This is a genomic window from Collinsella sp. CLA-ER-H8, assembly GCF_040092335.1.
Lineage (GTDB): Bacteria > Actinomycetota > Coriobacteriia > Coriobacteriales > Coriobacteriaceae > Collinsella.
The window spans coordinates 97,430-119,619 of record NZ_JBBNLU010000001.1; the positions used below are offsets into that span (position 1 = coordinate 97,430).

General features: G+C 59.4%; 21 protein-coding genes and 1 riboswitch. Of the genes, 8 read left to right on the forward strand and 13 right to left on the reverse strand.

From position 1 onward, the window contains the following. Positions 1-35: 35 nt before the first annotated feature. Complete coding sequence (locus tag AAAX72_RS00440; RefSeq protein WP_035138001.1) at positions 36-1,262, reverse strand: argininosuccinate synthase; 1,227 nt, start codon at positions 1,260-1,262, stop codon at positions 36-38. A 554-nt stretch (positions 1,263-1,816) separates the two neighbouring features. Here AAAX72_RS00440 and AAAX72_RS00445 point away from each other — a divergent pair. After that, the gene (locus AAAX72_RS00445; RefSeq protein ID WP_349128522.1) at positions 1,817-2,644 is read left to right on the forward strand and encodes an HAD family hydrolase; all 828 of its coding nucleotides are present in this window, start codon (positions 1,817-1,819) and stop codon (positions 2,642-2,644) included. Between the two features lie 269 nt (positions 2,645-2,913). On the opposite strand, the gene polA is transcribed toward AAAX72_RS00445, so the two are convergent. Continuing rightward, positions 2,914-5,664, reverse strand: coding sequence for a DNA polymerase I (gene polA / locus AAAX72_RS00450; RefSeq protein ID WP_349128523.1), 2,751 nt, complete (start codon positions 5,662-5,664; stop codon positions 2,914-2,916). A 166-nt stretch (positions 5,665-5,830) separates the two neighbouring features. On the opposite strand from polA, the gene AAAX72_RS00455 reads away from it, so the two are divergent. Together AAAX72_RS00455 and AAAX72_RS00460 are read left to right on the forward strand one after the other, a co-directional pair. Next, entirely contained in the window at positions 5,831-7,228 is a 1,398-nt protein-coding gene (locus tag AAAX72_RS00455; RefSeq protein ID WP_349128525.1) for an aminopeptidase, read from the forward strand. Positions 7,229-7,331: 103 nt separating this feature from the next. Beyond that, complete coding sequence (locus AAAX72_RS00460) at positions 7,332-8,141, forward strand: YaaA family protein (protein ID WP_225093442.1); 810 nt, start codon at positions 7,332-7,334, stop codon at positions 8,139-8,141. Positions 8,142-8,275: 134 nt separating this feature from the next. On the opposite strand, the gene AAAX72_RS00465 is transcribed toward AAAX72_RS00460, so the two are convergent. After that, positions 8,276-8,797 carry a hypothetical protein gene (locus tag AAAX72_RS00465; protein WP_349128526.1) on the reverse strand — a complete coding sequence of 174 codons (522 nt, stop codon included), beginning with the start codon at positions 8,795-8,797 and terminating at the stop codon, positions 8,276-8,278. A gap of 63 nt (positions 8,798-8,860) precedes the next feature. Further along, positions 8,861-8,976, forward strand: a riboswitch (TPP riboswitch). Here AAAX72_RS00465 and thiC point away from each other — a divergent pair. Together thiC and thiD are read left to right on the forward strand one after the other, a co-directional pair. Beyond that, a complete protein-coding gene (gene thiC, locus AAAX72_RS00470; RefSeq protein ID WP_349128528.1) occupies positions 8,969-10,303 on the forward strand; it encodes a phosphomethylpyrimidine synthase ThiC in 1,335 nt (444 codons plus the stop codon). It overlaps the preceding riboswitch by 8 nt. 178 nt (positions 10,304-10,481) lie before the next feature. Further along, positions 10,482-11,312 (forward strand): bifunctional hydroxymethylpyrimidine kinase/phosphomethylpyrimidine kinase, encoded by an 831-nt coding sequence (gene thiD, locus AAAX72_RS00475; protein ID WP_329960396.1) that lies wholly within the window; start codon positions 10,482-10,484, stop codon positions 11,310-11,312. 333 nt (positions 11,313-11,645) lie between these two features. Here thiD and AAAX72_RS00480 read toward each other — a convergent pair whose 3' ends face one another. From AAAX72_RS00480 to AAAX72_RS00495, 4 genes are all read right to left on the reverse strand, one after another. After that, on the reverse strand, positions 11,646-12,305 hold the full coding sequence (locus AAAX72_RS00480) for an SGNH/GDSL hydrolase family protein (protein ID WP_138374470.1): 660 nt from the start codon (positions 12,303-12,305) through the stop codon (positions 11,646-11,648). A gap of 78 nt (positions 12,306-12,383) precedes the next feature. Further along, a complete protein-coding gene (locus AAAX72_RS00485) occupies positions 12,384-13,523 on the reverse strand; it encodes a TIGR02452 family protein (protein ID WP_329960439.1) in 1,140 nt (379 codons plus the stop codon). A 139-nt stretch (positions 13,524-13,662) separates the two neighbouring features. Beyond that, positions 13,663-14,358 carry a Bax inhibitor-1 family protein gene (locus AAAX72_RS00490; protein ID WP_349128530.1) on the reverse strand — a complete coding sequence of 232 codons (696 nt, stop codon included), beginning with the start codon at positions 14,356-14,358 and terminating at the stop codon, positions 13,663-13,665. 79 nt (positions 14,359-14,437) lie between these two features. Then, positions 14,438-14,776, reverse strand: a complete 339-nt coding sequence (locus tag AAAX72_RS00495) for a hypothetical protein (protein WP_349128532.1) — start codon at positions 14,774-14,776, stop codon at positions 14,438-14,440. A 250-nt stretch (positions 14,777-15,026) separates the two neighbouring features. On the opposite strand from AAAX72_RS00495, the gene AAAX72_RS00500 reads away from it, so the two are divergent. The 3 genes from AAAX72_RS00500 (at position 15,027) to AAAX72_RS00510 (ending at position 17,583) form a co-directional block, all read left to right on the forward strand. After that, positions 15,027-16,076, forward strand: a complete 1,050-nt coding sequence (locus tag AAAX72_RS00500) for an inorganic phosphate transporter (protein ID WP_117640318.1) — start codon at positions 15,027-15,029, stop codon at positions 16,074-16,076. A 67-nt stretch (positions 16,077-16,143) separates the two neighbouring features. Then, positions 16,144-16,767 carry a DUF47 family protein gene (locus AAAX72_RS00505; protein ID WP_006234238.1) on the forward strand — a complete coding sequence of 208 codons (624 nt, stop codon included), beginning with the start codon at positions 16,144-16,146 and terminating at the stop codon, positions 16,765-16,767. Positions 16,768-17,052: 285 nt separating this feature from the next. Beyond that, a complete protein-coding gene (locus AAAX72_RS00510; RefSeq protein ID WP_349128534.1) occupies positions 17,053-17,583 on the forward strand; it encodes a nitroreductase family protein in 531 nt (176 codons plus the stop codon). Positions 17,584-17,750: 167 nt separating this feature from the next. Here the strand turns inward: AAAX72_RS00510 and AAAX72_RS00515 are convergent, their stop codons facing one another. The 6 genes from AAAX72_RS00515 to pstB form a co-directional block, all read right to left on the reverse strand. After that, positions 17,751-18,425 (reverse strand): DivIVA domain-containing protein, encoded by a 675-nt coding sequence (locus AAAX72_RS00515; RefSeq protein ID WP_148346099.1) that lies wholly within the window; start codon positions 18,423-18,425, stop codon positions 17,751-17,753. A 61-nt stretch (positions 18,426-18,486) separates the two neighbouring features. Beyond that, on the reverse strand, positions 18,487-18,774 hold the full coding sequence (locus AAAX72_RS00520; RefSeq protein WP_040358293.1) for a YggT family protein: 288 nt from the start codon (positions 18,772-18,774) through the stop codon (positions 18,487-18,489). 15 nt (positions 18,775-18,789) lie between these two features. Then, positions 18,790-19,512 (reverse strand): cell division protein SepF, encoded by a 723-nt coding sequence (locus AAAX72_RS00525; RefSeq protein WP_006234245.1) that lies wholly within the window; start codon positions 19,510-19,512, stop codon positions 18,790-18,792. A 60-nt stretch (positions 19,513-19,572) separates the two neighbouring features. After that, a complete protein-coding gene (locus AAAX72_RS00530; RefSeq protein WP_349128536.1) occupies positions 19,573-20,310 on the reverse strand; it encodes a YggS family pyridoxal phosphate-dependent enzyme in 738 nt (245 codons plus the stop codon). Positions 20,311-20,429: 119 nt separating this feature from the next. Then, positions 20,430-21,287, reverse strand: coding sequence for a PhoU domain-containing protein (locus tag AAAX72_RS00535; RefSeq protein ID WP_349128538.1), 858 nt, complete (start codon positions 21,285-21,287; stop codon positions 20,430-20,432). 92 nt (positions 21,288-21,379) lie between these two features. Further along, a complete protein-coding gene (gene pstB / locus AAAX72_RS00540) occupies positions 21,380-22,183 on the reverse strand; it encodes a phosphate ABC transporter ATP-binding protein PstB (RefSeq protein ID WP_055309817.1) in 804 nt (267 codons plus the stop codon). Positions 22,184-22,190 lie beyond the last annotated feature (7 nt).

Genomic DNA, 22,190 nt, shown 5'->3' on the forward strand with positions numbered 1-22,190 from the left:
CGGATGGGCCGCGCGGATACCAAGGGAAGGAGGCGCTAGGCCTGGGCGGCAGCAGAGCTGGGGCCCTGGACCTTTGCCCACGTCTTGAGCGACAGCGTATCGATCTCGATAAAGCCGGCGCTGGCCTTCTCGTCAAACGTGGTGTCGCGGTCGTAGGTAGCCAGACCGTAGTCGTAGAGGCTGAAGGGGCTCTTGCGGCCGACGACATGGCAGTTACCCTTAAAGAACTTCAGACGGACAGTGCCGGTCACGAACTTCTGGGTATCGGCCATAAAGGCATCGAGCGCGTTTTTGAGCGGGCTGTACCACTGGCCGTTGTACACGGCGGTGGCCCAATCCTGCTCGAGCTTAATCTTGGTCTTGAGCAGGTCGCCCTCGACGCAGATGTCCTCGAGCGCCTTGTGGGCGGTGATGAGCGTCAGGGCGCCGGGAACCTCGTAGCACTCGCGGCTCTTAAGGCCCACCAGGCGATCCTCGACCAGATCGAGACGGCCAAAGCCATTGTCGCCCGAAATCTTGTTGAGGGCGATGACGATCTCGGAGAGCTTCATCTTCTTGCCGTCGACGGCGACGGGCTTGCCGGCCTCAAACTCAATCTCGGTGTAGGTCGGGGTGTCCGGCGTGTCCTCGGGGTTCTTGGTCATAACCCAAGCGTCGTCGAGTGGCTCGTTCCAGGGATCCTCCAGGTGACCGCACTCAATGGCACGACCCCACAGGTTGTCGTCGATGGAGTAGGGGTTGTCGTTGGCACCCTCGGGAACCGGCACGTTGTGGGCGTGGGCATAGGCGACCTCGTCGGGACGGCACTTCAGGTCCCACTCGCGAACCGGGGCGATAACCTTGAGCTCGGGGTCGAGGGCCTTGACGGCGGCCTCAAAACGGACCTGGTCGTTACCCTTGCCGGTGCAGCCGTGGGCGACGTAGGTCGCGCCAAACTCGTGGGCGACCTCAACAAGCTTCTTGGCAAGCAGCGGGCGAGACAGGGCGGAGAGCAGCGGATACTTGTTCTCGTACATGGAGTTTGCGGCGATGGCCTTAGTCAGGAACTCATCGGAGAACTCGTCGCGCAGGTCGAGTACCTGGCAATCGAGAACGCCCAGGTCGAGCGCCTTCTGCTTCTTGGCATCCAGTCCGGTCTCTTCCTGGCCCACGTTGCCGCAGACGCAAACGACATCGAGATTCTTCTCGTCCTGGAGCCACTTGACACATACGGATGTATCAAGACCACCGGAATATGCGAGAACGACTTTTTCCTTGCTCATGGCTGTTTCCTTTCGCCCTTGGTAGCTAGTTAGAACATCGGTCAGTTGCAAGTCATTTCAAGGTCATATACCGTGCAATATCAGGTTAAATAGCAAAAATCAGCACATACATGCCCTAGAAACATGCAGCAATGTCGTGCTAAAACCCAACGACCTCAAAATGACTCTGTTGAGGCAATTCGCCCCATGCGGACAGAGACGATTGTTATCGTCGTCGGGAAATTGCGCGCTGGCGTCGGATGGCATTGTCTGCAGTGGTGATGATCTTTACGAACTGCATCTGCCTCTCCTTTCACCTATCGCCGGGCGCAATTCTAATATCGTAAACGGTACCTTTTCCTCGGTAAGCGGTTGTTTTTCCGTCTCCGTTTTCGATGTTCGCTATATTACGATAAAGTGCACGCTGCGCAAGCGACAAATTCAAATTTCTGAAAAGTTTTTTCATTAGTTTGTGAATTGCAGTGCAAATACGCACCATTCCTGCGAAAATACGCTCGACTACTAGTTGATGGTTATAACGTCTGAAACAATCTCGAAACGAAAGGCGCATTTTTATGCAAACTTACGAATCGGACGCCAACATCGGCAACATTAAGATTCTCGCCGTCGATATGGACAAGACGCTGCTGACCGACGAGCGTGTGCTGCCCCAGGGTCTTGACGAGCGCCTGGACAAGCTCGCCGACGCCGGCATCGTATTCTGCCCCGCCAGCGGACGTCCCGCCCCCAAGCTCGAGGAGATGTTCGAGGGCATCAAGAACCGCCTCGCCTTTTGTCCCGACAACGGAGCGTGCATGATCTATCGCGGCAGCTATATCTATAAGAGCAATATTGACGTGGAGCTGTATCAGCAGGTCTTGAGCCGTGCCTCGGAGGACCCTCGCGCCGTCCCCGTCCTGTGCTGCTTCGACGAGTTCTACGTGCTTGCCCGCGACCATCAATACCACGACGAGATCAGCGTCTACTACAACACAATCAACTACGTCGACAGCTTTGAGGGCCTTGATATCGAGTCCAACAAGATCTCAATCTTCTTCCCGGCCTATGATGCCGAGCCCGCATTCCGCGAGACCTATAGCCCCGAGTTCTCGGACAAGCTCTACGTCACCAACGCCGGGCGCGAGTGGATCGACTTTATGAACCTGGGCGTCGACAAGGGCGCCGGCGTCGCGCACCTGTGCGAGCACCTGGGCATCGATATTGCCGATGCCGCCGCCGTGGGCGATACCTACAACGACATCCCCATGCTCGAGCGCGTCGGTCACAGCTTTATCGTGGACAATGCCGAGGAGCATATGAACGCGCACGCCAAGTGGCGCATTCCGAGCAACAACGACGGGGGCGTACTGACGCTCATCGACGCCATTCTGGCGGCTCGTTAAACTCGCCGCCATGCCCGGGGCCGGCCGTTTGATTTTTGTTCGGTCAGGTCCTGGGCTCGCTCGAAGAGCACATTAAGTGCTCTTCGGCTCGTGCGGAATCTACAAAAATCAAACGGCCGGCCCCGGGCATGGCTACGTTGACTTGCTTGCCGCATGGATGGCGTCTTGGCGCCTAGATACTTTGGCTGATTTTTATTGAACGAAGGACGCTCCTTGTTGATGAGGGGCGTCCTTCTGGTTTTGGTTACTTTGGAATTGTGGTCGTGCCCTTACTTGGCGTCTGCCCAGGTCACTCCAGTCGAAGCTTCGGCGATTAGGGGGACGCGGAGGTCTACTACGTGTTCCATGACGTCGCGGACCATGGTGGTTAGGCGCTCGACTTCGTCGATGGGGCACTCAAAGTCCAGTTCGTCGTGTACCTGCAAGATCATGTGGGCGGCAAAGCCCTCCTCTTCCAGACGGCGGCTTACGCGGGCCATCGCGATCTTGATGATGTCGGCGGCGGTGCCCTGCATGGGATGGTTCATGGCCGTGCGCTCACCAAAGCCACGGAGTTGCGGGTTTTTGGCCTTGAGCTCCGGAATATGGCGTCTGCGGCCATACATGGTCTCGGCGTAGCCCGTCTGCTTGGCGCGCGCCACCACGTTGTCGAGGAACGTACGCACGCCCGGGTAGGCCTCGTAGTAGCGATCGATCATGTCGCGCGCCTCGGCCATCGAGATATGCAGCGACTGCGACAGACCGTAGGCCTGCTGGCCGTACACGATGCCAAAGTTCACGGCCTTGGCGCGGCTGCGCAGGTCGGGCGTTACCTCGGACACCGGCACACCAAACACGCGCGCCGCCGTCTCGGCATGGAAGTCCTCGCCCTCGTTAAAGGCGCGCACCAAGTGCTCGTCACCCGAGAGATGCGCCAGCAGACGCAGCTCGATCTGCGAGTAGTCCACCGCCAAAAAGACGCTTCCCTCGCCTGCCGAAAACGCCGTCTTGACGGTACGACCCAGCTCCGAGCGCGTCGGGATGTTCTGCAGGTTCGGGTCGCTCGAGGACAGACGCCCCGTTGCCGTGATGGTCTGGTTGTACGTGGTGTGCACGCGACCGTCACCACGGCGCAGCGGGCCCAGTGTGTCCAGATAGGTGGACTTGATTTTGGACTTTTCGCGCCAATCCAAGATCAGACGCACGATTTCGTGGTCGCGGGCAAGGTCGCTCAACACCTTGGCGTTGGTCGAATAGTAACCGCGCTTGGTCTTTTTGAGACCCTTGGTCGGAAGGCCCATCACATCAAAGAGCACATGCGACAGCTGCATGGGGCTGCCGATGTTAAAGGTCTCGTCACCGGCAAGGTCGCGAATACTGCGCTCAACCTCGGTAATCTGGGTCGCCAGACCCTCGGACAGACTGCGCAGCCGATCGGGGTCCACGAGCATGCCCGTGCGCTCCATCTTGGCAAGTACCGGAACGAGCGGCATCTCGATGCCATCGAACACGTTGGCGGCATTCTCACGGGCCATGCACTCGCGCAACGGCGCCACGAGCGCCAGCGTCAGAGCCGCAGTACAGGCGGCAGGCGCGGGAGCGTCCTCGCCGGCACCCTCTGCACCGCACGCCGCAGGCAGCGCCATCTGCAGATAGGTATCGGCCAGATATGCCTCATCAAACTCGGAGCGGTCGGAATCCAACAGGTAGGCGGCAACCACGGTGTCGAAGATGCGCGTGGAATCAACTGCCAGCGGATCCATGAGCTCGGGCTCAGAAGAATCGATGGGCGAAAGCTCGTGCAACAGCGCCTTCATATCCGGGCTCGCCACGCGACCCTCCATAAACAGACGCGCGAGCACGCCGGCAATCACGCCGTGGACGAAGTTGAAGCCCTCAACCTCAGCCACCGCACAGCTGTCGCCCTCCTCGAGCGCGAACAGGCCCTTGGACGTCGCCAACCACAGCGTGCGCGTCAGTCCAAAGAGCGCGCCATCTTCCTTGTCGTCGTCCACCACGGCGGCGACCCACTCGCCCGCCTCGATCGCACGCGAAACCTCGGACGCCACGTCAGCAAGCGCCTCGGCATCGCCGGCGGCAGCGCGCATAACGTGGGGAATCTCAAACGTGCTGGCAGTGGCCGCAGCCCCGCCCTCGCCACCGATCAGCGCCAAGAAACGGTTCTGCATGGCGGTGATACCAAGCGTGCCCAGCGCCGCGGAAACCTCATCGGCAGAATACGCCGGGAAGGACGTCGCCTCAAAATCGAGCTCAACGGGCGCATCGGTGCGGATGGTCGCGACCTTGCGGCTCAGCAGGGCATCGTCGATGTGCGCGCGCAGGTTTTCGCCCATCTTGCCCTTGACCTCGTCGGCATGTGCGATGACCTCGTCCAGGCTACCGTACTGCGCAATGAGCGCGCTCGCCTTTTTGGGGCCGATGCCCGGCACGCCGGGGATGTTATCGGACGTGTCGCCCTTCAGACCATAAAAGTCGGGCACGAGCGCCGGCGTGATGCCGTGATACAGATCGTCCACGCTCTCGGGCGTCATAATCGCCACGTCGGACAGGCCCTTGCGGGTCGAGACCACGTTGACGTGCTCGGTCACGAGTTGATACATGTCGCGGTCGCCGGTCACCAGTAGCATGTCGCAGCCGGCCTCTTCACCCAGGCGCGCCATGGTTCCCAGGATATCGTCGCCTTCCCAGCCCTCGGACTGCAGAATCGGCACGTTGAGCGCGGTGAGCAGCTCCTTAATCATAGGGAACTGCGCATGCAGATCGGGGTCCATGGGCGGGCGTTGCGCCTTATACTGCGGCAGCATCTCCATGCGCACGCGCGGTTTGCCCTTGTCAAACGCCACAACAACGCCGTCGGGGTTAAAGGCGTCGATCATCTTAAGAAACATGTTCAGAAAGCCAAAAATCGCGTTGGTGGGGCGACCGTCCGGCGCGTTCATGGTCGGCGGCACGGCGTGGAAGGCGCGATGCATGAGCGAGTTGCCGTCGATAACGGCAAAGGTGCGGCGCTTGTCAGACATATTGAATACCTCGCTTTGGGCTGGGCACGGTTTGCTCACTCCAGTTTACACGCTCCCCGCCCCGCGGCCACCTCACATCAAGCTCCCCCGCCACCGTGAGCCCGCGCGTGATACGATGGCTCACGGTACATCAACCAGCACGATCGATCCGAAAGGAGCCTGCGTCATGGAGCGTCCCTGCGCATGGAAAAAGTACACGCCACAGCAAATCGAGGAGCTCGAGGAGCTTTGCCGCGGCTATAAGCAGTTTTTGAGTGAGAACAAGACCGAGCGCCTGTGCGTCAAGGCCGGCATCAAGATGGCCGAGGAGGCGGGATACGTCGACCTGGAGACCGTAATCGCCGAAGGCCGCGAGCTCAAGGCAGGCGACAAGGTGTACGCCGCCAATCACGGCAAGGACCTTATGCTCGTCAACCTGGGCACCGCCCCGCTCGAGCAGGGCTTTAACATCCTGGGCGCGCACGTGGACTCGCCGCGCCTGGACCTTAAGCAGAACCCCGCCTTCGAGGCCGGCGACATGGCTTATCTCGACACGCACTACTACGGCGGCGTCAAGAGCTACCACTGGGTGGCCTCCCCGCTCGCACTCGTAGGCGTCATCTGCAAAAAGGACGGCACCACCGTCGACATTAACATCGGCGACAAGGCCGACGACCCGGTCTTTACCATCTCCGACCTGCTGATCCATCTCTCGAGCGAGCAGATGTCCAAGCCTGCCAAGGACGCCGTCGACGCCGAGATCCTCGACGTGATCGTGGGCGGCCGCCCCGTCAAGTTCGATGAGGACGACAAGGACGCTCCCAAGGAGCCCGTCAAGCAGATGTTCTTGGACATCCTCAAAGAGCAGTACGGCGTCGAGGAGGAGGACTTCCTCTCCGCCGAGATCGAGGTCGTGCCCGCCGGCCCCGCCCGCGACATGGGCCTCGACCGCTCCATGATCTTGGGCTATGGCCACGACGACCGCGTCTGCGCCTACCCCTCTATGCTCGCCCAGATCAACGTCACCAACGTGGAGCGCACGAGCATCACGCTCATCGTCGACAAAGAGGAGATCGGTTCCGTGGGTGCCACCGGCATGACGAGCCGCTTCTTCGAGAACACCGTCGCCGAGATCATGACGCTCGCCGGCGAGGGTAGCCCGCTGGCCCTGCGCCGCGCGCTCGCCCGCAGCCGCATGCTCTCCTCTGACGTGTCCGCCGGCTTCGACCCGGGCTATGCCGCCAAGTTCGAGACCAAGAACGCCGCCTTTATGGGTCGCGGCCTGTGCTTTAACAAGTACACGGGCAGCCGCGGCAAGGGCGGCTCCAACGACGCCGATGCCGAGTATGTGGCCCTCGTCCGCGACATCATGGACAAGGCAGGCGTGGATTTCCAGACCTGTGAGCTCGGCCGCGTCAACGCAGGTGGCGGCGGCACCATCGCCTACATCATGGCCAAGTACGGCATGAATGTCATCGACTCCGGCGTTGCCGTTCTGTCCATGCACGCCCTATGGGAGGTCGCCAACAAGGCCGATATCTACGAGGCCTACCGCGGCTACAAGGCCTTCCTCGAGCGCGCCTAACCAGCCCTTCATAACTTGCGGTGAAATACGGACTAAACTGGCCTATAAACGGCCAAAACAGACCGTATTCCACCGCAACTTCCTTTTTGACAGAGGAGAGTCCATGCTGCAGGTCATCATTTCGCCCGCCAAGCAGATGCGCTCGGCCCAAGATGCTTTTGAAGTCCTGGGCATTCCGCCCTTTGCGCGCGAGACGGCTCGACTGCATCGCGCGTTGCTAGATATTGAGCGAAATGAAGGCAGCGGCGGCCTGCAGGCGCTATGGAACGTGAGTGACAAACTGCTGGGGCCTTGCCTCAACACCCTGCATGAGTTCGAGCCCATCTTGGAAAACGGCGACCTCGACAATCCCGATATCGCCCGCAATACCTCCCCCGCCGTCATGTCCTATCACGGCATTCAATACCAGAGCATGGCACCCGAGGTGATGGATGCCGCGCAGCTCGCATGGCTGCAAGACCATCTGTGGATCCTCTCGGGCCTTTACGGATGCGTACGCCCCTTTCATGCCGTCGAACCGTATCGGCTGGAGATGGGTGCGAAGCTCGCCGTTGACGATGCCCGAGACCTCTACGCGTTTTGGAGCGACAAGCTCGCGCGGGTTATCGCCCCGGCAGGTTCAAACACCACGATCGTCAACCTCGCCAGCGTAGAGTATGCCAAAGCCGTTCTGCCCCACCTCGCGGGCGACGCCACAGCCGTCACGTGCCTCTTTGGCGAGGGTATCCGCAACGGGAAGCCCATCCAACGGTCGACCGCCAGCAAAAAGGCGCGCGGCTCCATGGTGCGGTGGATGGCAGAAAACAAGCTCGAGGATGCAAGCGAACTTACCGCATTCAACATCGGCTATCGCCACGTCCCCGAGCTCTCATACCTAGGCACCCTCGTGTTCATCAACGAACAGATGCTCTAGAGCCGGCACCCAACACTGACCCGCTCAGCCTTCTCTATATAACTTGCGGTGGAATAATTCCTATTTGAGCCTTTTTCGCACAATCAGGAACTATTCCACCGCAACTTTTATGAATTGGCTGCTAGGCTCGACACCTATTCAGCTAGACCGTCGGCCTTTGCAATCCCGTTTGTCGAACCGTCCTGATAGACAATCTTGACGTGCTCGACCTCGGACACCGCAACACCCGACGGGGGCTCCAGGCGCCATTCCGTCAGCGCGATATCCATCGTCGTGGGCACATCCCCTTGATCTTTGAGCTTCACCGTCAACGTTTTGAACGTCGCATCATACGTCACGCGTTCGATTTCCTCACCAGGAATAGACCCACCACTCAGCTGCAACTGCACAAACTCATCGCACGGGTACCAATAATCGCCCGGAACGGCGAGCGTATTGGCATTACCGCCAGTACTCCTCACCGTCATAATCGGCAGGCCCTCGTCGGCCTCAAACTCCCAGGCAGCGCCGCCGCGACCGCCAAACGTCCAAATACAAAAGGCAATCACCAGCACGGCAAGCACCGCAAAGCCAATCGCGACAAGGCCATGGTGCGCACGGCTTTCCTCGGCCGATACATCCCATTGCGTCTCTCGATATAGATGCTTGTCTTCCATGTTCGCCTCCCCACAGGCACGCTCGTTGGCCCAATCGTACCCATTCAGGCTATACTTGAGCCCACCACATAAACGGGGAGCTTGCAGGACAAGACGGCAGGCTGAGACTGGGCGCGCCCGCCCTGACCCGCAAACCTGATATGGGTAATGCCAACGAAGGGAGCCGTGCCAATGAGCACACAGACCGAGCCCAAGCTCGTCACGCAAATCGACTTCGCCCGCGCCGGGCAGATCACACCGCAGATGAAGGAAGTCGCCGAGCGCGAGCATCGCGACCCCGAGTACATCCGCGAGCGCGTGGCCGACGGCCGCATCGCCATTCCCGCCAACATCGTGCACATCAAAAAGGGCATGCGCGCCTTTGGCGTCGGTGAGGGCCTGTCCACCAAGGTCAACGTCAACTTGGGCATCTCGGGCGATAAGGCCGATGCCGCCGAAGAGTGGAAGAAGGTCAAGATCGCCGAGGACTTTGGCGCCGACGCCATCATGGACCTCTCCAACTCGGGCAAGACGCGCCAGTTCCGCCAGCAGCTCATCGACGAGACACCGCTCATGGTAGGCACCGTCCCCATGTACGACGCCATCGGCTACATGGAAAAGCCGCTGGTCAAGCTCACCAAGAACGACCTGTTCGAAGTCGTGCGCGCGCATGCCGAGGACGGCGTGGACTTTATGACCATCCACTGCGGCATAAACAAGTCGGTCACCAAGACCTTTAAGGAGACCGGCCGCCTGATGAACATCGTGAGCCGTGGCGGCTCACTGTTGTTTGGCTGGATGGAGGTCACCGGTAACGAGAACCCGTTCTATGAGTTCTACGACGAGTTGCTCGAGATTTGCCACGAGTACGACGTGACGATTTCGCTCGGCGACTCCTGCCGCCCGGGCTGCCTCTACGACTCCAACGACGCCACCGAGACTGCCGAGATGATTGAGCTCGGCAAGTTATGCAAGCGCGCTTGGGCCGCCGGCGTCCAAGTCATGGTCGAGGGCCCGGGTCACATGGCGCTCGACGAGATCGCTGCCAATATGAAACTGCAGAAGCGCCTGTGCCACAACGCCCCGTTCTATGTGCTCGGGCCGCTGGTGACCGATATCGGCGTTGGCTACGACCACATCACCGCTGCCATCGGCGGCGCCATCTCCGCCAGCTCCGGTGCCGACTTCCTGTGCTACGTGACACCGGCAGAGCACCTATGCCTGCCCAACGCCCAGGATGTGCTCGACGGCCTCATGGCCACCAAGATCGCCGCACACGCCGCCGACATCGCCAAAAAGGTGCCCCACGCCCGCGACATGGACGACAAGATGGGCCAGGCACGCCGCAAGCTTGACTGGGACGCCATGTGGGAGTGCGCGCTCGACCCGGTTACGGGCAAGAAGCGCTACGAGGAGTCCCCCGCCGCCACCGAGGGCACTTGCACCATGTGTGGCAAGATGTGCGCCGTCCGCACCGTCAACAAGATCTTCGAGGGCACCACGATCGACCTCGGCATGGAGGACTAACTCGTCACCGGAGCCACAAACGGCCACAAGGTGTTCGTCAATTGTTGACATGTGAACATTTGCCTGCATTTGCGTAAAAATTGCATCTCGCGCCCGGGTTCGGCATATCGCCGGCCCGGGCATCTTTATAATGCGGGGTAAAAGACCCATTTGAATCCGACCGGACAAGGGAGCGAACATGGATCACAGTAAGGTACCAGCCGTTCTATCCATCGCAGGATCCGATTCCAGCGGTGGCGCCGGCATTCAGGCAGACATCAAGACCATCACGGCGCACCGTCTGTATGCCGAAACAGCCATCACGGCCATCACCGCACAAAACACGCTCGGTGTCACCGCCGTGCAGAATGTCTCCCCGGATATTGTCGCGGCGCAGATCGATGCCGTCTTTGACGATATCCGACCCAGCGCCGTCAAGATCGGCATGGTTTCCTCTGCTGAGATTATCGAGGTTATCGCCGACCGCCTGAGTGCCTGGGACGCACAAAATATCGTCGTCGATCCCGTCATGGTCGCCACTTCGGGCGCTCGCCTCATTGCCGAGGATGCCGCCGAGGCGCTCACACGTCGCCTGTTCCCGTTGGCGACCGTCATCACGCCCAACATTCCCGAGGCCATGGCGCTGCTCGACTACGAGGTCGATTCCGAGCGCACGCAGCAAAACGCTGCCATGCTCCTCACCCGCCGCTTTGGCTGCGCGTCCCTCGTTAAGGGCGGGCATTTTGTCAACGAGGCCAACGATGTGCTAGCAGAGCCCGCGCCGCTCGATGACGAGGGCAACCACCTGGGCGATCCGCTCACCACGTGGTTCCGCCATAAGCGCATCGAGACCGGTAACACGCATGGCACCGGCTGCACGCTCTCGTCCGCCATCGCCTGTGCGCTGGCGCAGGGCATGGATCTTGCCGACGCCATCAATGCCGGCAAGGCCTACCTAACGGGCGCTCTCGCCGCCGGCTTTGACATGGGCAAAGGCTCCGGCCCCGTCAACCACATGTGGCAGTACTAAGATTCGCAGTCCAAAACCACCGCAAAGGGGACAGACACCTTTGCGGTGGTTCCCACAGACATCTCGATCCGTAACAGTTAGAGTCCATTTTTCGGCCCACCTGTTACAGATTGAGACATTCAAATTCTGCCGAGAAGATAATCTCGATCTGTAACAGTAGATCGGCAAAATCGACCCTAGATGTTACAGATCGAGACAAACGACCGATATCAACCTGAATAATCTCAATCTGTAACATCTAGCCCGTTTTCGGCCTTACAGCTGTTACAGATCGAGACAAACCAACGAAACAAGCCGCCGCAAGGGAAACTTTTGTACTGGTTTGGGGCTGCGCTACTCACCGAGCATCTCTTGGAGCTTGGCTGCCACGGCATGTCCCAAGCTCTCGTGGCCTTCGGGCATCATGTGCAGATAATCGATATCGCCCGGCTCGGCAAAGTCGGCGGCATTCAAAAAGTCGCAGCCAAACTGCTCAGCCACATGCGCGTAGTACTCACCAAAATGTTCCGAGGCTTCTACGGAATGCTCGTCAAAATCGGTCATATATACGTCGGCGATCTGCGGCTTAATCTTGATAGGCGCCATCAGCAGAATCCGTGGGCAGGGCGCGGCATCGGTCCAGGCAAACGCGCGGACGGCGCGAATCAGTGCCATGGCGCCACGGGCGATATCGGAGGCTGTCACGCCAAAGACCGTCTTGCAGTCGTTGGTGCCCAGCATAATCACGATCGCGTCCAGCGGCTTATGGGCTTCGAGCAGCATCGGCAGCGCGCGAATGCCGTTGAGGTTGGTGTCCAGATGGCACATATCGTCGCGCACCGTCGTGCGACCATTTAGGCCTTCCTCAATCACATGCCAACCCTCACCCAGGTCACGCTGCACCACACCGCACCAGCGCACATCCTGCGCATAGCGCACTGCGGTGCCGTCGCGCATACCCGCCGGATCATAGCCATAGGTGTTGCTGTCACCAAAGCACAGAACGTTTTTCATCTTGAGTTCCCCATTCCGTAAAAAGCCGACGGGAGCAATCCCTCCCGTCGGCTTGGCATATCACATCGCGCGCACCGCTTACAGGTACTTGCGCCAGTCGTCCTCGTCCTCATCGTCCTCGGCTGCTGCCTGGGCCTGCTCGGCGGCACGAGCGGCTGCGGCGCGGGCGGCAACCTGGGCATAGGACTCCTCGTTGCGCTCGGGGAAGTTTGCCAGCACGTGCTCGAACTTGGCAAAATCCTCGTCCCAGCGCGTAGAGGGCACGGCAAAGAAGACCTGCTTGACCTTGAAGTCGCCCGATGCGAGCTCCTTGCGGAAGAGCTCGGCCACGGCCTCGGCGTCAAAGCCGTTGTTCTCGCAGCCCCAAGCACCCAGTACGAGCTTCTCGCGGCCCAGCTCATCGCAGATAGCAAGCACAAAGCGAATGCGGTCGCGCAGGGCGTCAAGCAAGGCATCGTCGCTCACGCGGTACTCCTGGCGAGCACGCTTGGCGTTGGGTGCAGCGGCGACGATTACGTCGGCATAGGCGTGCACATGCTTGCGGTCGAAGCGCACCGCGGGCACCACCAGCGCACGGTTGCGGTACAGCTCACAGTTGATGTTGCGGCGACGGTTCTCGCCGTACCATTTACGCTGCTTATCAAGGACATTGTACAGGTACGAATCGGCGCACAGCGTGGCCTCCTGGCCCAGATAGCCCTGGATGTAGCCACCGCCCGGATTGGTGAACGAGGCAAAGGCAAGCACAGCCATGTCGCAGAACTGCGCGTAGCCTCGACCGTTATCCAGAATGGCCTGCGTGGCAGAGGCGTCGAGCACGGTGACCTCGGGCAGGACCGGAGCGGGCTCCTCGGCGGCAGGCGCGGGCTCGGCTTCGGTGGCCTCCTCGACGGGCTCGGGCGCCACCTCGGCATCGACCGCAGCCTCGACCTCAGCAGCCTCAGTAGCCTCGACCTCGGCAGCCTCGACGTCCTCGGCGGCTTGCTCCTCAGCAGCCGCTGCCTTCTGGACCCTGGTCTTCATCGCCGCGACAAAACCGGCAGGCATACCATCGAACTCGCGCACGCCGGCAAGCGAACGCTCGATGTCCTTGGCACAGGCCTCGGACACAGCCGTCACATGGCACTCGGCGGCCTTGGCACGTGCCTCACGCTTGGGATTGGGCTGACCCGCTCGGTTGGACCTGCGGTTACGGTTCCTGCTGTCGACGTCTGCCATACATGGCCACCTTTCCTGTCGCTGCCGCTATCGGCTTTTCCCATCCATGATACCCCGCCGCACACATAAAGACGGTCCCGAAGGACCGCCTTTCGCATCGTTTTACCGTGTCCGGCAGGAAGCATCGCAATGCCGCGCTTTAATCGCGACGGCCGAGGATGTTCAGAATGCGCAGGAACACGTTGATAATATCCACGAACAGGTTGGATGCCATAAGTACGGCGTTGGGCAGCGTGGGCGGCACCGTCGTTGCCACATAGGTGTCGTAGCCGATGAAGCCGGCGAACACCACAATCACGATCAGGTCGGTGATGGACTGCGAAACGCCCATGAACATCAGCACGATCTCGACCAGAATCGTGGCAAGCAGGATGCCAAAACCAATGCCATACACACGCTGGAAGAACTTGGGGAAGGTCACGCCCAGCGCACCAAAGACAAAGGTGATGGCGGCCGTGGCGATAAAGGCGGTGTTAATGGTAGGCAGGTCGTAGTTTGCAAGACCAAACGACGCCGTCAGACCAAAGGTGCTCGCAAAGACCACGTAGCCCACGAGTGACAGGCCCACGGACTGTTTGCTGGCAGCAGCCGACATCATGACCATGCCGACGATGGTCAAAATAAATGAGCCAAAGACCAGCGGCAAAGCGGCGCCGCTCATCATCATGCGCGCAAACGACATGGTGCTCGTAAAATAGGCGCCGGCGCCCATGGCGCAAAAGCCCAAAAAGATCAGGGCAGACATGACAAGGTTGTACGCGCGCGGCGACATCTCCTTGGCGCGGCTTGCGCCGGTCTCGATGAGGCCGTTCTGATAGCCCTGGATATCGTTCATACTTCGTCCTTTCACAAAGCGCCGCGACGGCACCGTAGGTGACAAGATTCCTGTCATTGTACCCGAATGCCGTACGTCCTTACCTACGGCGCTCGCCCTCGAGCGTGCGATCAAAGGCCCAGACCCACCAACGCATCACGTGTGCCTGCGAGCCATCCGGTCGCTCGCGTGCCTGTTCTTCCAGATACAGTTCGGTCGCATGTCCACCAAAACGAACCTTATAAGTCGCCGTACGAATGCCGTGAACCGTCAGGCCAAAACCGGTAGACGAGACAATCTCGTCAATCGTAAAGCAGCGACCGTCAACCCAGCAGACGGTAACCGGCACAACCTGTCCGCCCGCGAGGATGCGAGCCACGACGTCCACATACTGCTTGTGTACGCGCCGAGTTTTGCCGTCTGTCTGTCGATATTCCATGCCTCCTATTATCGAACGCATGTTTGTATGTTGTAAAGCGAACAGACTGTGGTTTTGGAGTGTCGTAGTAATCACACGTGTCCGCATGGCGTGTTAGCAAAAAGAACACCCGCGGTCAACAGGGCAAATATTCAATTTTAGTGCCAAAAAGTTCACTTCTCCCATCAGAACTCGGTAAAGAGACCCGCAGGAGGTGATACGATTTATCATGTTTTTGTAACGTGCCTGCAAACTTCGAGAAAGCCCATATATGGACGTAACGTTCTCAACCTTCCTCGGCCAAATTGTGTCGAACCCAGTCCTTGCCGTCACCGTGATCCTCGCGTTGGGCGCCATCTTCGTCAATGGATGGACCGACGCGCCCAACGCCATCGCGACCTGCGTCACTACGCGTTGCATGCCCGCCCGTGCCGCCATTCTCATGAGCGCCGCATTCAACTTCCTCGGCGTACTCATCATGACGCACTTTAACGCGAGCGTCGCCAACACCATCTCACATATCGTCGACTTTGGCGGAAATAGCACCATGGCGCTCGCCTGCCTATGCGCGGCGCTGTTCTCCATCGTCGTCTACGGCGCCACAGCGTCGCGTTTTGGCATCCCCACTTCGCAAAGCCACAGCCTCATCGCCGGCCTGACCGGTGCCGCTATCGCCCTCGGCGGCGCGAGCAGCGTCAACGTCCACGAGTGGATGAAGGTTATCTACGGTCTGGCGCTCTCCATCGGCTTGGGCTTTGTCATGGGCTGGGTCCTGTGCAAGCTCGTCTCGATTCTTTTCGCCGCCGCCAACAGGCGACGTGCCAATGTCTTCTTTAAATACGCTCAGATCGCGAGCGCTGCGGCCATGAGCTTTATGCACGGCGCGCAGGATGGACAGAAGTTCATCGGCGTGCTCTTTTTAGGTGTGGCCTTTGCCAGCGGCCAAACGAGCGTCGGCGATGCAGGCATCCCCATCTGGATTATGCTGCTGTGCTCGGCCACTATGGGTATCGGCACCAGCGTGGGCGGCGAGCGCATCATCAAGTCCGTCGGCCAGAGCATGGTCAAGCTCGAAAAGTACCAGGGCTTCTCCGCCGACCTCGCAGGCGCCGCAAACCTGCTGCTTGCCACCCTTACCGGCATCCCCGTGTCCTCCACCCACATCAAGACCTGCGCCATCATGGGCGTCGGTGCCGTCAAGCGCCTTTCGGCCATCAACTTTGGCGTGGTCAAGGACATGATGTTCACCTGGTTCTTTACCTTCCCCGCCTGCGGACTCATCAGCTTTGTCATGGCCAAGCTGTTCATGATGTTCATCTAGTCAAACCGAGCGTCCATCCGGACCGTAATACTTCGCCCACCCGTCTTCGCCTCGAAAGGACCCACTCATGGCAAAGAAACCCGATTCGTTCTACTTCGACAACTACGTCGCCTGCGCCGACCTTGCCGTCCAGGCCGCCGAGCTGCTCACCAAGATTTTCGAGAACTTCGACCCCGCAAAGATTCACGATATGCTCAACAAGATGCACGCGATCGAGCATGCGGCCGACAAGAAGCACCATGAGCTTGAGGACGCCCTGCTCACGGCCTTTATCACCCCGCTTGAGCGCGAGGATCTGGACCTGATGAGCTGCTCGCTCGACACCGTACTCGATCGTATCGAGGGCGTCGTGCAGCGCGTCTACTTCACCAACATCCAGAGCATCCACCCCGATGCCATCGTGATCGCCCACAAGGTGACCGACGCCTGCCGCGCCATGAAGGACCTGATGGTCGAGCTGCCCAACTACCGCAAGTCCAAGACCCTGCGCGAACTCGTCATCCAGATCAACACGATCGAGTCCGAGGCCGACGAGCTCTACATCAACGCCATGCGCAACCTGCATGTCAACGGCAAGGATCCGCTCGAGGTCATCGCTTGGCGTGACGTGTACGCCTTCCTGGAGTACTGTGCTGACTGCTGTGAGAATGTGGCCGATGTTGTGGATTCGATTGTCATGAAGAACAGTTAATTGGGGGTACGTGTCCCGGCGGTCGCGGGCCCGGCCACTAATAACCTTTTTCACTCCGGCTGCAAGCAGAGTCGTTCAAAAGGTTATTAGTGGCCGGGCCCGCTCCCTTACGTACCACCATTGGGAACTTTGGCTGATAGTTATAGCGCAATGGGGGTTTGGCTGAAGGGACCTTTGGTATCCGTTCAGACACTTTGGCCCTCGATGAGCGTTTGGCTGATTGCTGCTTGGGTACTGTTTGGGTTACTTTGGGTTTGTTTGATTTTTAATTGTTGGAGGGCTTGTATGTCTTATTTGGATCTGGCTCGGGGTCGGTATTCTTGTCGTGAGTTTGAGGATCGTTCTGTTGAGCAGGCTGTGGTGGATGCCATTGTTGAGGCTGGGCGTATTGCTCCTTCTGCTTGTAATAATCATCCAACCCGTGTGATGGTGTTGGATACGCCTGAGCTTCTGGAGAAGGCTGCTGCTTGTCAGCCCCGGTTTGCTCGTGATGGGTCTATCTTTGGGGCTCCGCTTGTCTTCCTTATTTGCAGCGTTACCGATGACGCTTGGGTGCGCCCGTATGACCAGATGAATTCCAGCGAAATCGATACGTCCATCGTGTGTGATCAGATGATGATGGAGGCCACCGAGCAGGGCCTGGGAACGTGCTGGGTGTGCCATTTCAAGCCTGAGGTGGCACAGGAGCAGTTCAATCTGTCCAAGGGCGTCTATCCCTATCACATGCTCGTCTGTGGCTATCCCGCCGACCACATCGCCGATCCCGAGCATCGCGAGGCACGCACCATTCCCCTCTCCGACTTCCTCCTCAAGTAGATTTTTGGGACATGCCTTAAAACCTACCCTTGACCGCTCACCCGTTCGCCGAGTTCTGCGCCACCATGTGCAGGGCTCGGTTTTTTATGTTGCGCGCCCTTGCACAGTCATAAAAAAGGACCCGCAAGCTGCGGGTCCTTTCGAGGCACTAAATTGTAGGCCGAATGTTAGTCCAGGTCGTCGGCAGCGAAGTTGTCGATCGGGGCGAAGGGATCGGCCACGGGGACAACCGGGTCAGCGACGGGCAGCGGCTCGGCGGGAACAGTCACCGCAGGAGAAGCGGCAGAACCGACCGGCGTAGAGGCCATCAGATCGGCCGGGAAGGAGTTCTGGGCATCGTCCATAAAGTGCTGGATGAGCTTGAGATACTCGGCCTTGAACTCCTCACGGGAAGCTTTGAGACGATCGATCTCCTCGAGCTCGGCCTGCTTTTCGGTCAGAGCCTGGCGGATAACCTCGCGGGCCTTGGCGTCAGCCTCGTTGCGGATACGCTCAGCGTTCTCGTTGGCATCGTTGACGATGGTCTCAGCGGTCTGCTGGGCAGCGATCAGGGCGGCGGAAATCTGGCGCTCCTGAGCGGAGAAGTCAGGGGCGGGAGCAGCCACGGGGGCGGCAGGAACGGCCTGGTCGGCGGTATCCTGAGCCTGGGCAAGCTGAGCCTGTGCATCGGCAAGCTGCTGCTCGGTAGCAGTCAGACGACCCTTAAGGTCGACGATCTTAGCGAGCATAGCGTCAACCTCGGAGGACAGCGTCTCCAAGAAGACGTCGACCTCGGCAGGATCGTAGCCACGCTTGGCCTCAGAGAAAGTCTGAGCCTGGATGTCTGCAGGGGTAATAGCCATAACAAGTCTCCTTTTTCATCGCCTCGGCGCTACACGCCCGACGTAAGTTACTAAGTCAGTTCTACACGAGTATACCTATAAGAAGCTGCAGAACCAGCCTCTGCACCAACTGCAACGCAATAATCGCAACGACCGGCGAAAAATCGATACCGCCCATCGGCGGGATGAAACGACGGAACAGGTTGAGCCACGGACCGCACACGCTATCAAGCACCGCGGCAATATCCTGAAGCAAACCACCCTGCTTCATGGGAATCCACGTCATAAAGCAGTAGACGACAATGAGCGTGGAATAGAAGTTGAACAGCGTGTTGACCAGCTGGACGATAGTGTAGATGTTGATGGGAATCTCCTCGTCTTGTCTTTACTTAAGGTAGCCGTCGGCACGAAGCTTCTTGAGATCGGAATCTTTGACCTCGCAACCGGCGGGCAGCACCATGAACACGCGGTCGCCCACCTCCTTGACCGTGGCACCCAGACCGCAGGCAAAGCCGTAAGAGAAGTCCAAGACGCGCTTGGCAACTTCGGTGCGTACGCCCACAAAAATCAGTGCGACAGGCTGCTTGGTGCGAACGCGGCGCACCACGGTCTCCACGTCGTCATAGCTCTCGGGGCGCAGGACATAGGCCGGCAGCTGCGGCGTGGCGTTGATGATATTGCTCGCATAGGCCGAGGCATCGCTCGGTGCAGGCGCGGGTGCAGCGGCGGCACGGGCGCGGGTATTCTCGGCGTAGCTCGACGGCGTGTCATAGGCACCAGGACGATAACCGCTCGCAACACTGTCCTGCGAGCGCGAAGGCGGGTTATACGTCGTGGCATGGCGGGAGTCATCGCCGACCAGCTGACCGGAGCGCGTATACACGGCAACCGACTCAGCTTCACCGCGGCGCGTCTGGCCAAGCAGACCGTTGCTCGGCTCGTCTTGGGTGTAGAAGCCCTCGCCCGAAGCACCACTGTAGCCGTTGTTCTGATAGCCATCGTCGTAGCCGTCATCGTAGCCGTAGTCGTCGTCCTGGCCATAACCCTGGTCGTAACCCTGCTGGCCGCCCAGGTGCATCTTATTTTTAATCTCGTCAAGGAAGCCCATGGTTGTGTCCTCTCGCGGTTTAGTGCAGGCGCCCCGATAATCAGTGCGCACTTCAGAGCCTTATTTTACTGCAAACTCCGGGCTAAATACTACCCTGCCCAGGCGAACGAGCGTAGAGCCCTCCTCAAGGGCAGACTCAAAGTCCTCGCTCATACCGCAGGAAAGCTCAGGCAGGTTCAAATCGGGATGCGCCGCCTCCAGCTCATCCCTCAGCTCACGAAGCCCCGCAAAGGTGCGGCGTGCCACATCCTTATTCCCCCGGGGCGCCATAGTCATAAGCCCCTGTACGCAAATTCCCTCAAGTTCTGCAAGCTCACCCGCGGCGGCGCGAATCTCATCGGGTGAAAAGCCTCCCTTCGACTCCTCACCACTCACATTGACCTCAATGAGCACACGCTGGGGGCCGACGAGCTCGCCTGCCTCAATCTTGCGAACAGCACGGCTCGAGATCGCCTGCGCCAGATGCAGCGAACCCACCGAGTGAATCAGCTCGGCTGAGCCCAGCACCGCATTGATCTTATTGGTCTGCAGGTTGCCGATCATATCGAAGCGCACCTCGGGCAGCTCCGGATGCTCCGCCAGACCCGTGAGCTTGCGAACCAGCTCCTGCGGGCGGTTCTCGGCAAAATGGCGATACCCCGCCTGGATGGCGGCAACGGTCTCATCGACACCAACGGTCTTGGACACGGCAATGAGGCTCGCGGCGTCGTGGGGACGGCCCGCGCGATCGAGCGCCGCATAAAAACGTTCCAGAATCTGCTCGCGGCGAGCGCGCATCAAGTCCAAATAGTTATGCATTGCCAATCGCCTCCGCTGACAGCCAAACAAGTAGTCCCATGCTAACGCAAGAGCGCGGCCCCGCATGTGCAAGGCCGCGCTCACTTAGGTATTTACAATCTTTCGACGAACGGGGTTACTTACTCCTCGTCGTCCTCGCCATCGTCCTCATCCTCAAGATGATCGAGCAGGTAGCGAAGACCCTCGCTGACCTCGTTAACGGGCACCTTGGCAACGTAGCGTGCATCGACGGCGGGCCTCATGATAACACCCTCGCCCGAAGGCACGCGCATGCTCTCGAGCTCATCCTCATCAGTGCAGGCGATATCACCGGCAGTCATACGCTGTCCGGTCAACAGGAAGGTCAGACGGCAGGCGGCATCGATGGAAATCGAGGCGATGCGATCGAGATAGCGCGATACCATGATGGCGCGGCGCAGGTCGTCATAGTTGCTGTCGTCGTCCATAAAATCGCCCGTGTCCATGCGGTTAAAGGTGCGGAAGAACTTCTCGTACGCCGCATGCACCGGCTCGTCCTCGACGGCCAGGTTGCAGATGATGGACATGTCGTTGGTGACGAGTGCGGAAAGCGACGAACCCAGCACCTGGCAAACAGCCTCGGCCTCGGCCTCAACCGTACCGACGAGTTCCTGGGGCAGCGAGATGTCGGCCTTGACCATGTGACGCGTGGCGCGGCAGATCTGGCGAACCTTATCGGTCATGCGCTGCAGGTTAAAGTCGACGTAGATGATCGTCTGCAGCAAGCGGAAGTCAGAGGCGACCGGCGACTGCGTAGCGATCAGGTTGTAGCACACGGCCTCCAAGTTGGCGCAGCGAGCATCAATCGAAAGCGTGCGCTTCTTGGTCTTGGTGGCGAGCTTGCGATCATCGGTCACATAGGCCTTCACGGCGTCGTGAAGCGCAAGATCGACGGCCTCGTAGATGCTCAGCATCTCGTGACGGGCCTCGATGAGCTGACGGGAAAACAGTTTACGCATGGTTCACTCCAATCAGTTGGGTGCGGTCATGCCGCCCGCACAGTGAATACGCACCGGACCAGGTCCGATCGGATTGGGACTAGTCGCACCGATCAGCCAAAGCGGCCGGTGATATAGTCTTCCGTCCGCGAATCCACCGGGCTGGTGAAGATCGCGTCGGTTTGACCATACTCGATGAGCGTGGCGGGCTCGCCGGCAACTTCCTGCAAGAAAAATGCGGTGTAGTCGCTAATACGAGCGGCCTGCTGCATAGAATGCGTGACGATGATGATCGTCATCTCGGGCGCCAGCTCGGCCATCAGATCCTCGACCTTAGAGACGGACGTGGGGTCGATGGCGGAGCAGGGCTCGTCCATCAGCAGGACATCGGGCTGCACCGCAAGCACACGCGCGATGCACAGACGCTGCTGCTGACCGCCCGAGAGCGCCAAACCATCCTTGTTGAGCTGATTGGATACCTCTTTCCAGAGGTTGGCACGCTTGAGCGATTCTTCCACGATGTCATCGAGGTCGCTTTTGCTAGTCACGCCCTGCAGACGAGGGCCAAAAGCGACATTCTCGTAGATGGATTTGGGGAACGGGTTGGGCTGCTGAAAGATCATGCCCACGCGACGACGGAGATCGACCGGGTCGACACCCTCGGCATAGATATCGTTGCCGTCGAGCGTCATGGTGCCCTCGATGCGCGTGCCCTCGATCAGGTCGTTCATGCGGTTGATGCAGCGCAAAAACGTCGATTTGCCGCAGCCCGAAGGGCCAATAAACGAGGTGATGGCGTTTTTGGCGATGTTGAGGTCGAGCCCCGTCAGCGCATGAAAGTCACCGTACCAAAAGTTGAAATCCTTGGCCGTAATGGCCGCTTGCTCCAGCGTGGGAGCGGACTGATAAACGGACATGGGACTC

Excerpts from the sequence above, each read along its gene's own strand:
- AAAX72_RS00440 (WP_035138001.1), bottom strand. The coding sequence starts at position 1,262 with ATGAGCAAGGAAAAAGTCGTTCTCGCATATTCCGGTGGTCTTGATACA.
- AAAX72_RS00445 (WP_349128522.1), top strand. The coding sequence starts at position 1,817 with ATGCAAACTTACGAATCGGACGCCAACATCGGCAACATTAAGATTCTC.
- polA (WP_349128523.1), bottom strand. The coding sequence starts at position 5,664 with ATGTCTGACAAGCGCCGCACCTTTGCCGTTATCGACGGCAACTCGCTC.
- AAAX72_RS00455 (WP_349128525.1), top strand. The coding sequence starts at position 5,831 with ATGGAGCGTCCCTGCGCATGGAAAAAGTACACGCCACAGCAAATCGAG.
- AAAX72_RS00460 (WP_225093442.1), top strand. The coding sequence starts at position 7,332 with ATGCTGCAGGTCATCATTTCGCCCGCCAAGCAGATGCGCTCGGCCCAA.
- AAAX72_RS00465 (WP_349128526.1), bottom strand. The coding sequence starts at position 8,797 with ATGGAAGACAAGCATCTATATCGAGAGACGCAATGGGATGTATCGGCC.
- thiC (WP_349128528.1), top strand. The coding sequence starts at position 8,969 with ATGAGCACACAGACCGAGCCCAAGCTCGTCACGCAAATCGACTTCGCC.
- thiD (WP_329960396.1), top strand. The coding sequence starts at position 10,482 with ATGGATCACAGTAAGGTACCAGCCGTTCTATCCATCGCAGGATCCGAT.
- AAAX72_RS00480 (WP_138374470.1), bottom strand. The coding sequence starts at position 12,305 with ATGAAAAACGTTCTGTGCTTTGGTGACAGCAACACCTATGGCTATGAT.
- AAAX72_RS00485 (WP_329960439.1), bottom strand. The coding sequence starts at position 13,523 with ATGGCAGACGTCGACAGCAGGAACCGTAACCGCAGGTCCAACCGAGCG.
- AAAX72_RS00490 (WP_349128530.1), bottom strand. The coding sequence starts at position 14,358 with ATGAACGATATCCAGGGCTATCAGAACGGCCTCATCGAGACCGGCGCA.
- AAAX72_RS00495 (WP_349128532.1), bottom strand. The coding sequence starts at position 14,776 with ATGGAATATCGACAGACAGACGGCAAAACTCGGCGCGTACACAAGCAG.
- AAAX72_RS00500 (WP_117640318.1), top strand. The coding sequence starts at position 15,027 with ATGGACGTAACGTTCTCAACCTTCCTCGGCCAAATTGTGTCGAACCCA.
- AAAX72_RS00505 (WP_006234238.1), top strand. The coding sequence starts at position 16,144 with ATGGCAAAGAAACCCGATTCGTTCTACTTCGACAACTACGTCGCCTGC.
- AAAX72_RS00510 (WP_349128534.1), top strand. The coding sequence starts at position 17,053 with ATGTCTTATTTGGATCTGGCTCGGGGTCGGTATTCTTGTCGTGAGTTT.
- AAAX72_RS00515 (WP_148346099.1), bottom strand. The coding sequence starts at position 18,425 with ATGGCTATTACCCCTGCAGACATCCAGGCTCAGACTTTCTCTGAGGCC.
- AAAX72_RS00525 (WP_006234245.1), bottom strand. The coding sequence starts at position 19,512 with ATGGGCTTCCTTGACGAGATTAAAAATAAGATGCACCTGGGCGGCCAG.
- AAAX72_RS00530 (WP_349128536.1), bottom strand. The coding sequence starts at position 20,310 with ATGCATAACTATTTGGACTTGATGCGCGCTCGCCGCGAGCAGATTCTG.
- AAAX72_RS00535 (WP_349128538.1), bottom strand. The coding sequence starts at position 21,287 with ATGCGTAAACTGTTTTCCCGTCAGCTCATCGAGGCCCGTCACGAGATG.
- pstB (WP_055309817.1), bottom strand. The coding sequence starts at position 22,183 with ATGTCCGTTTATCAGTCCGCTCCCACGCTGGAGCAAGCGGCCATTACG.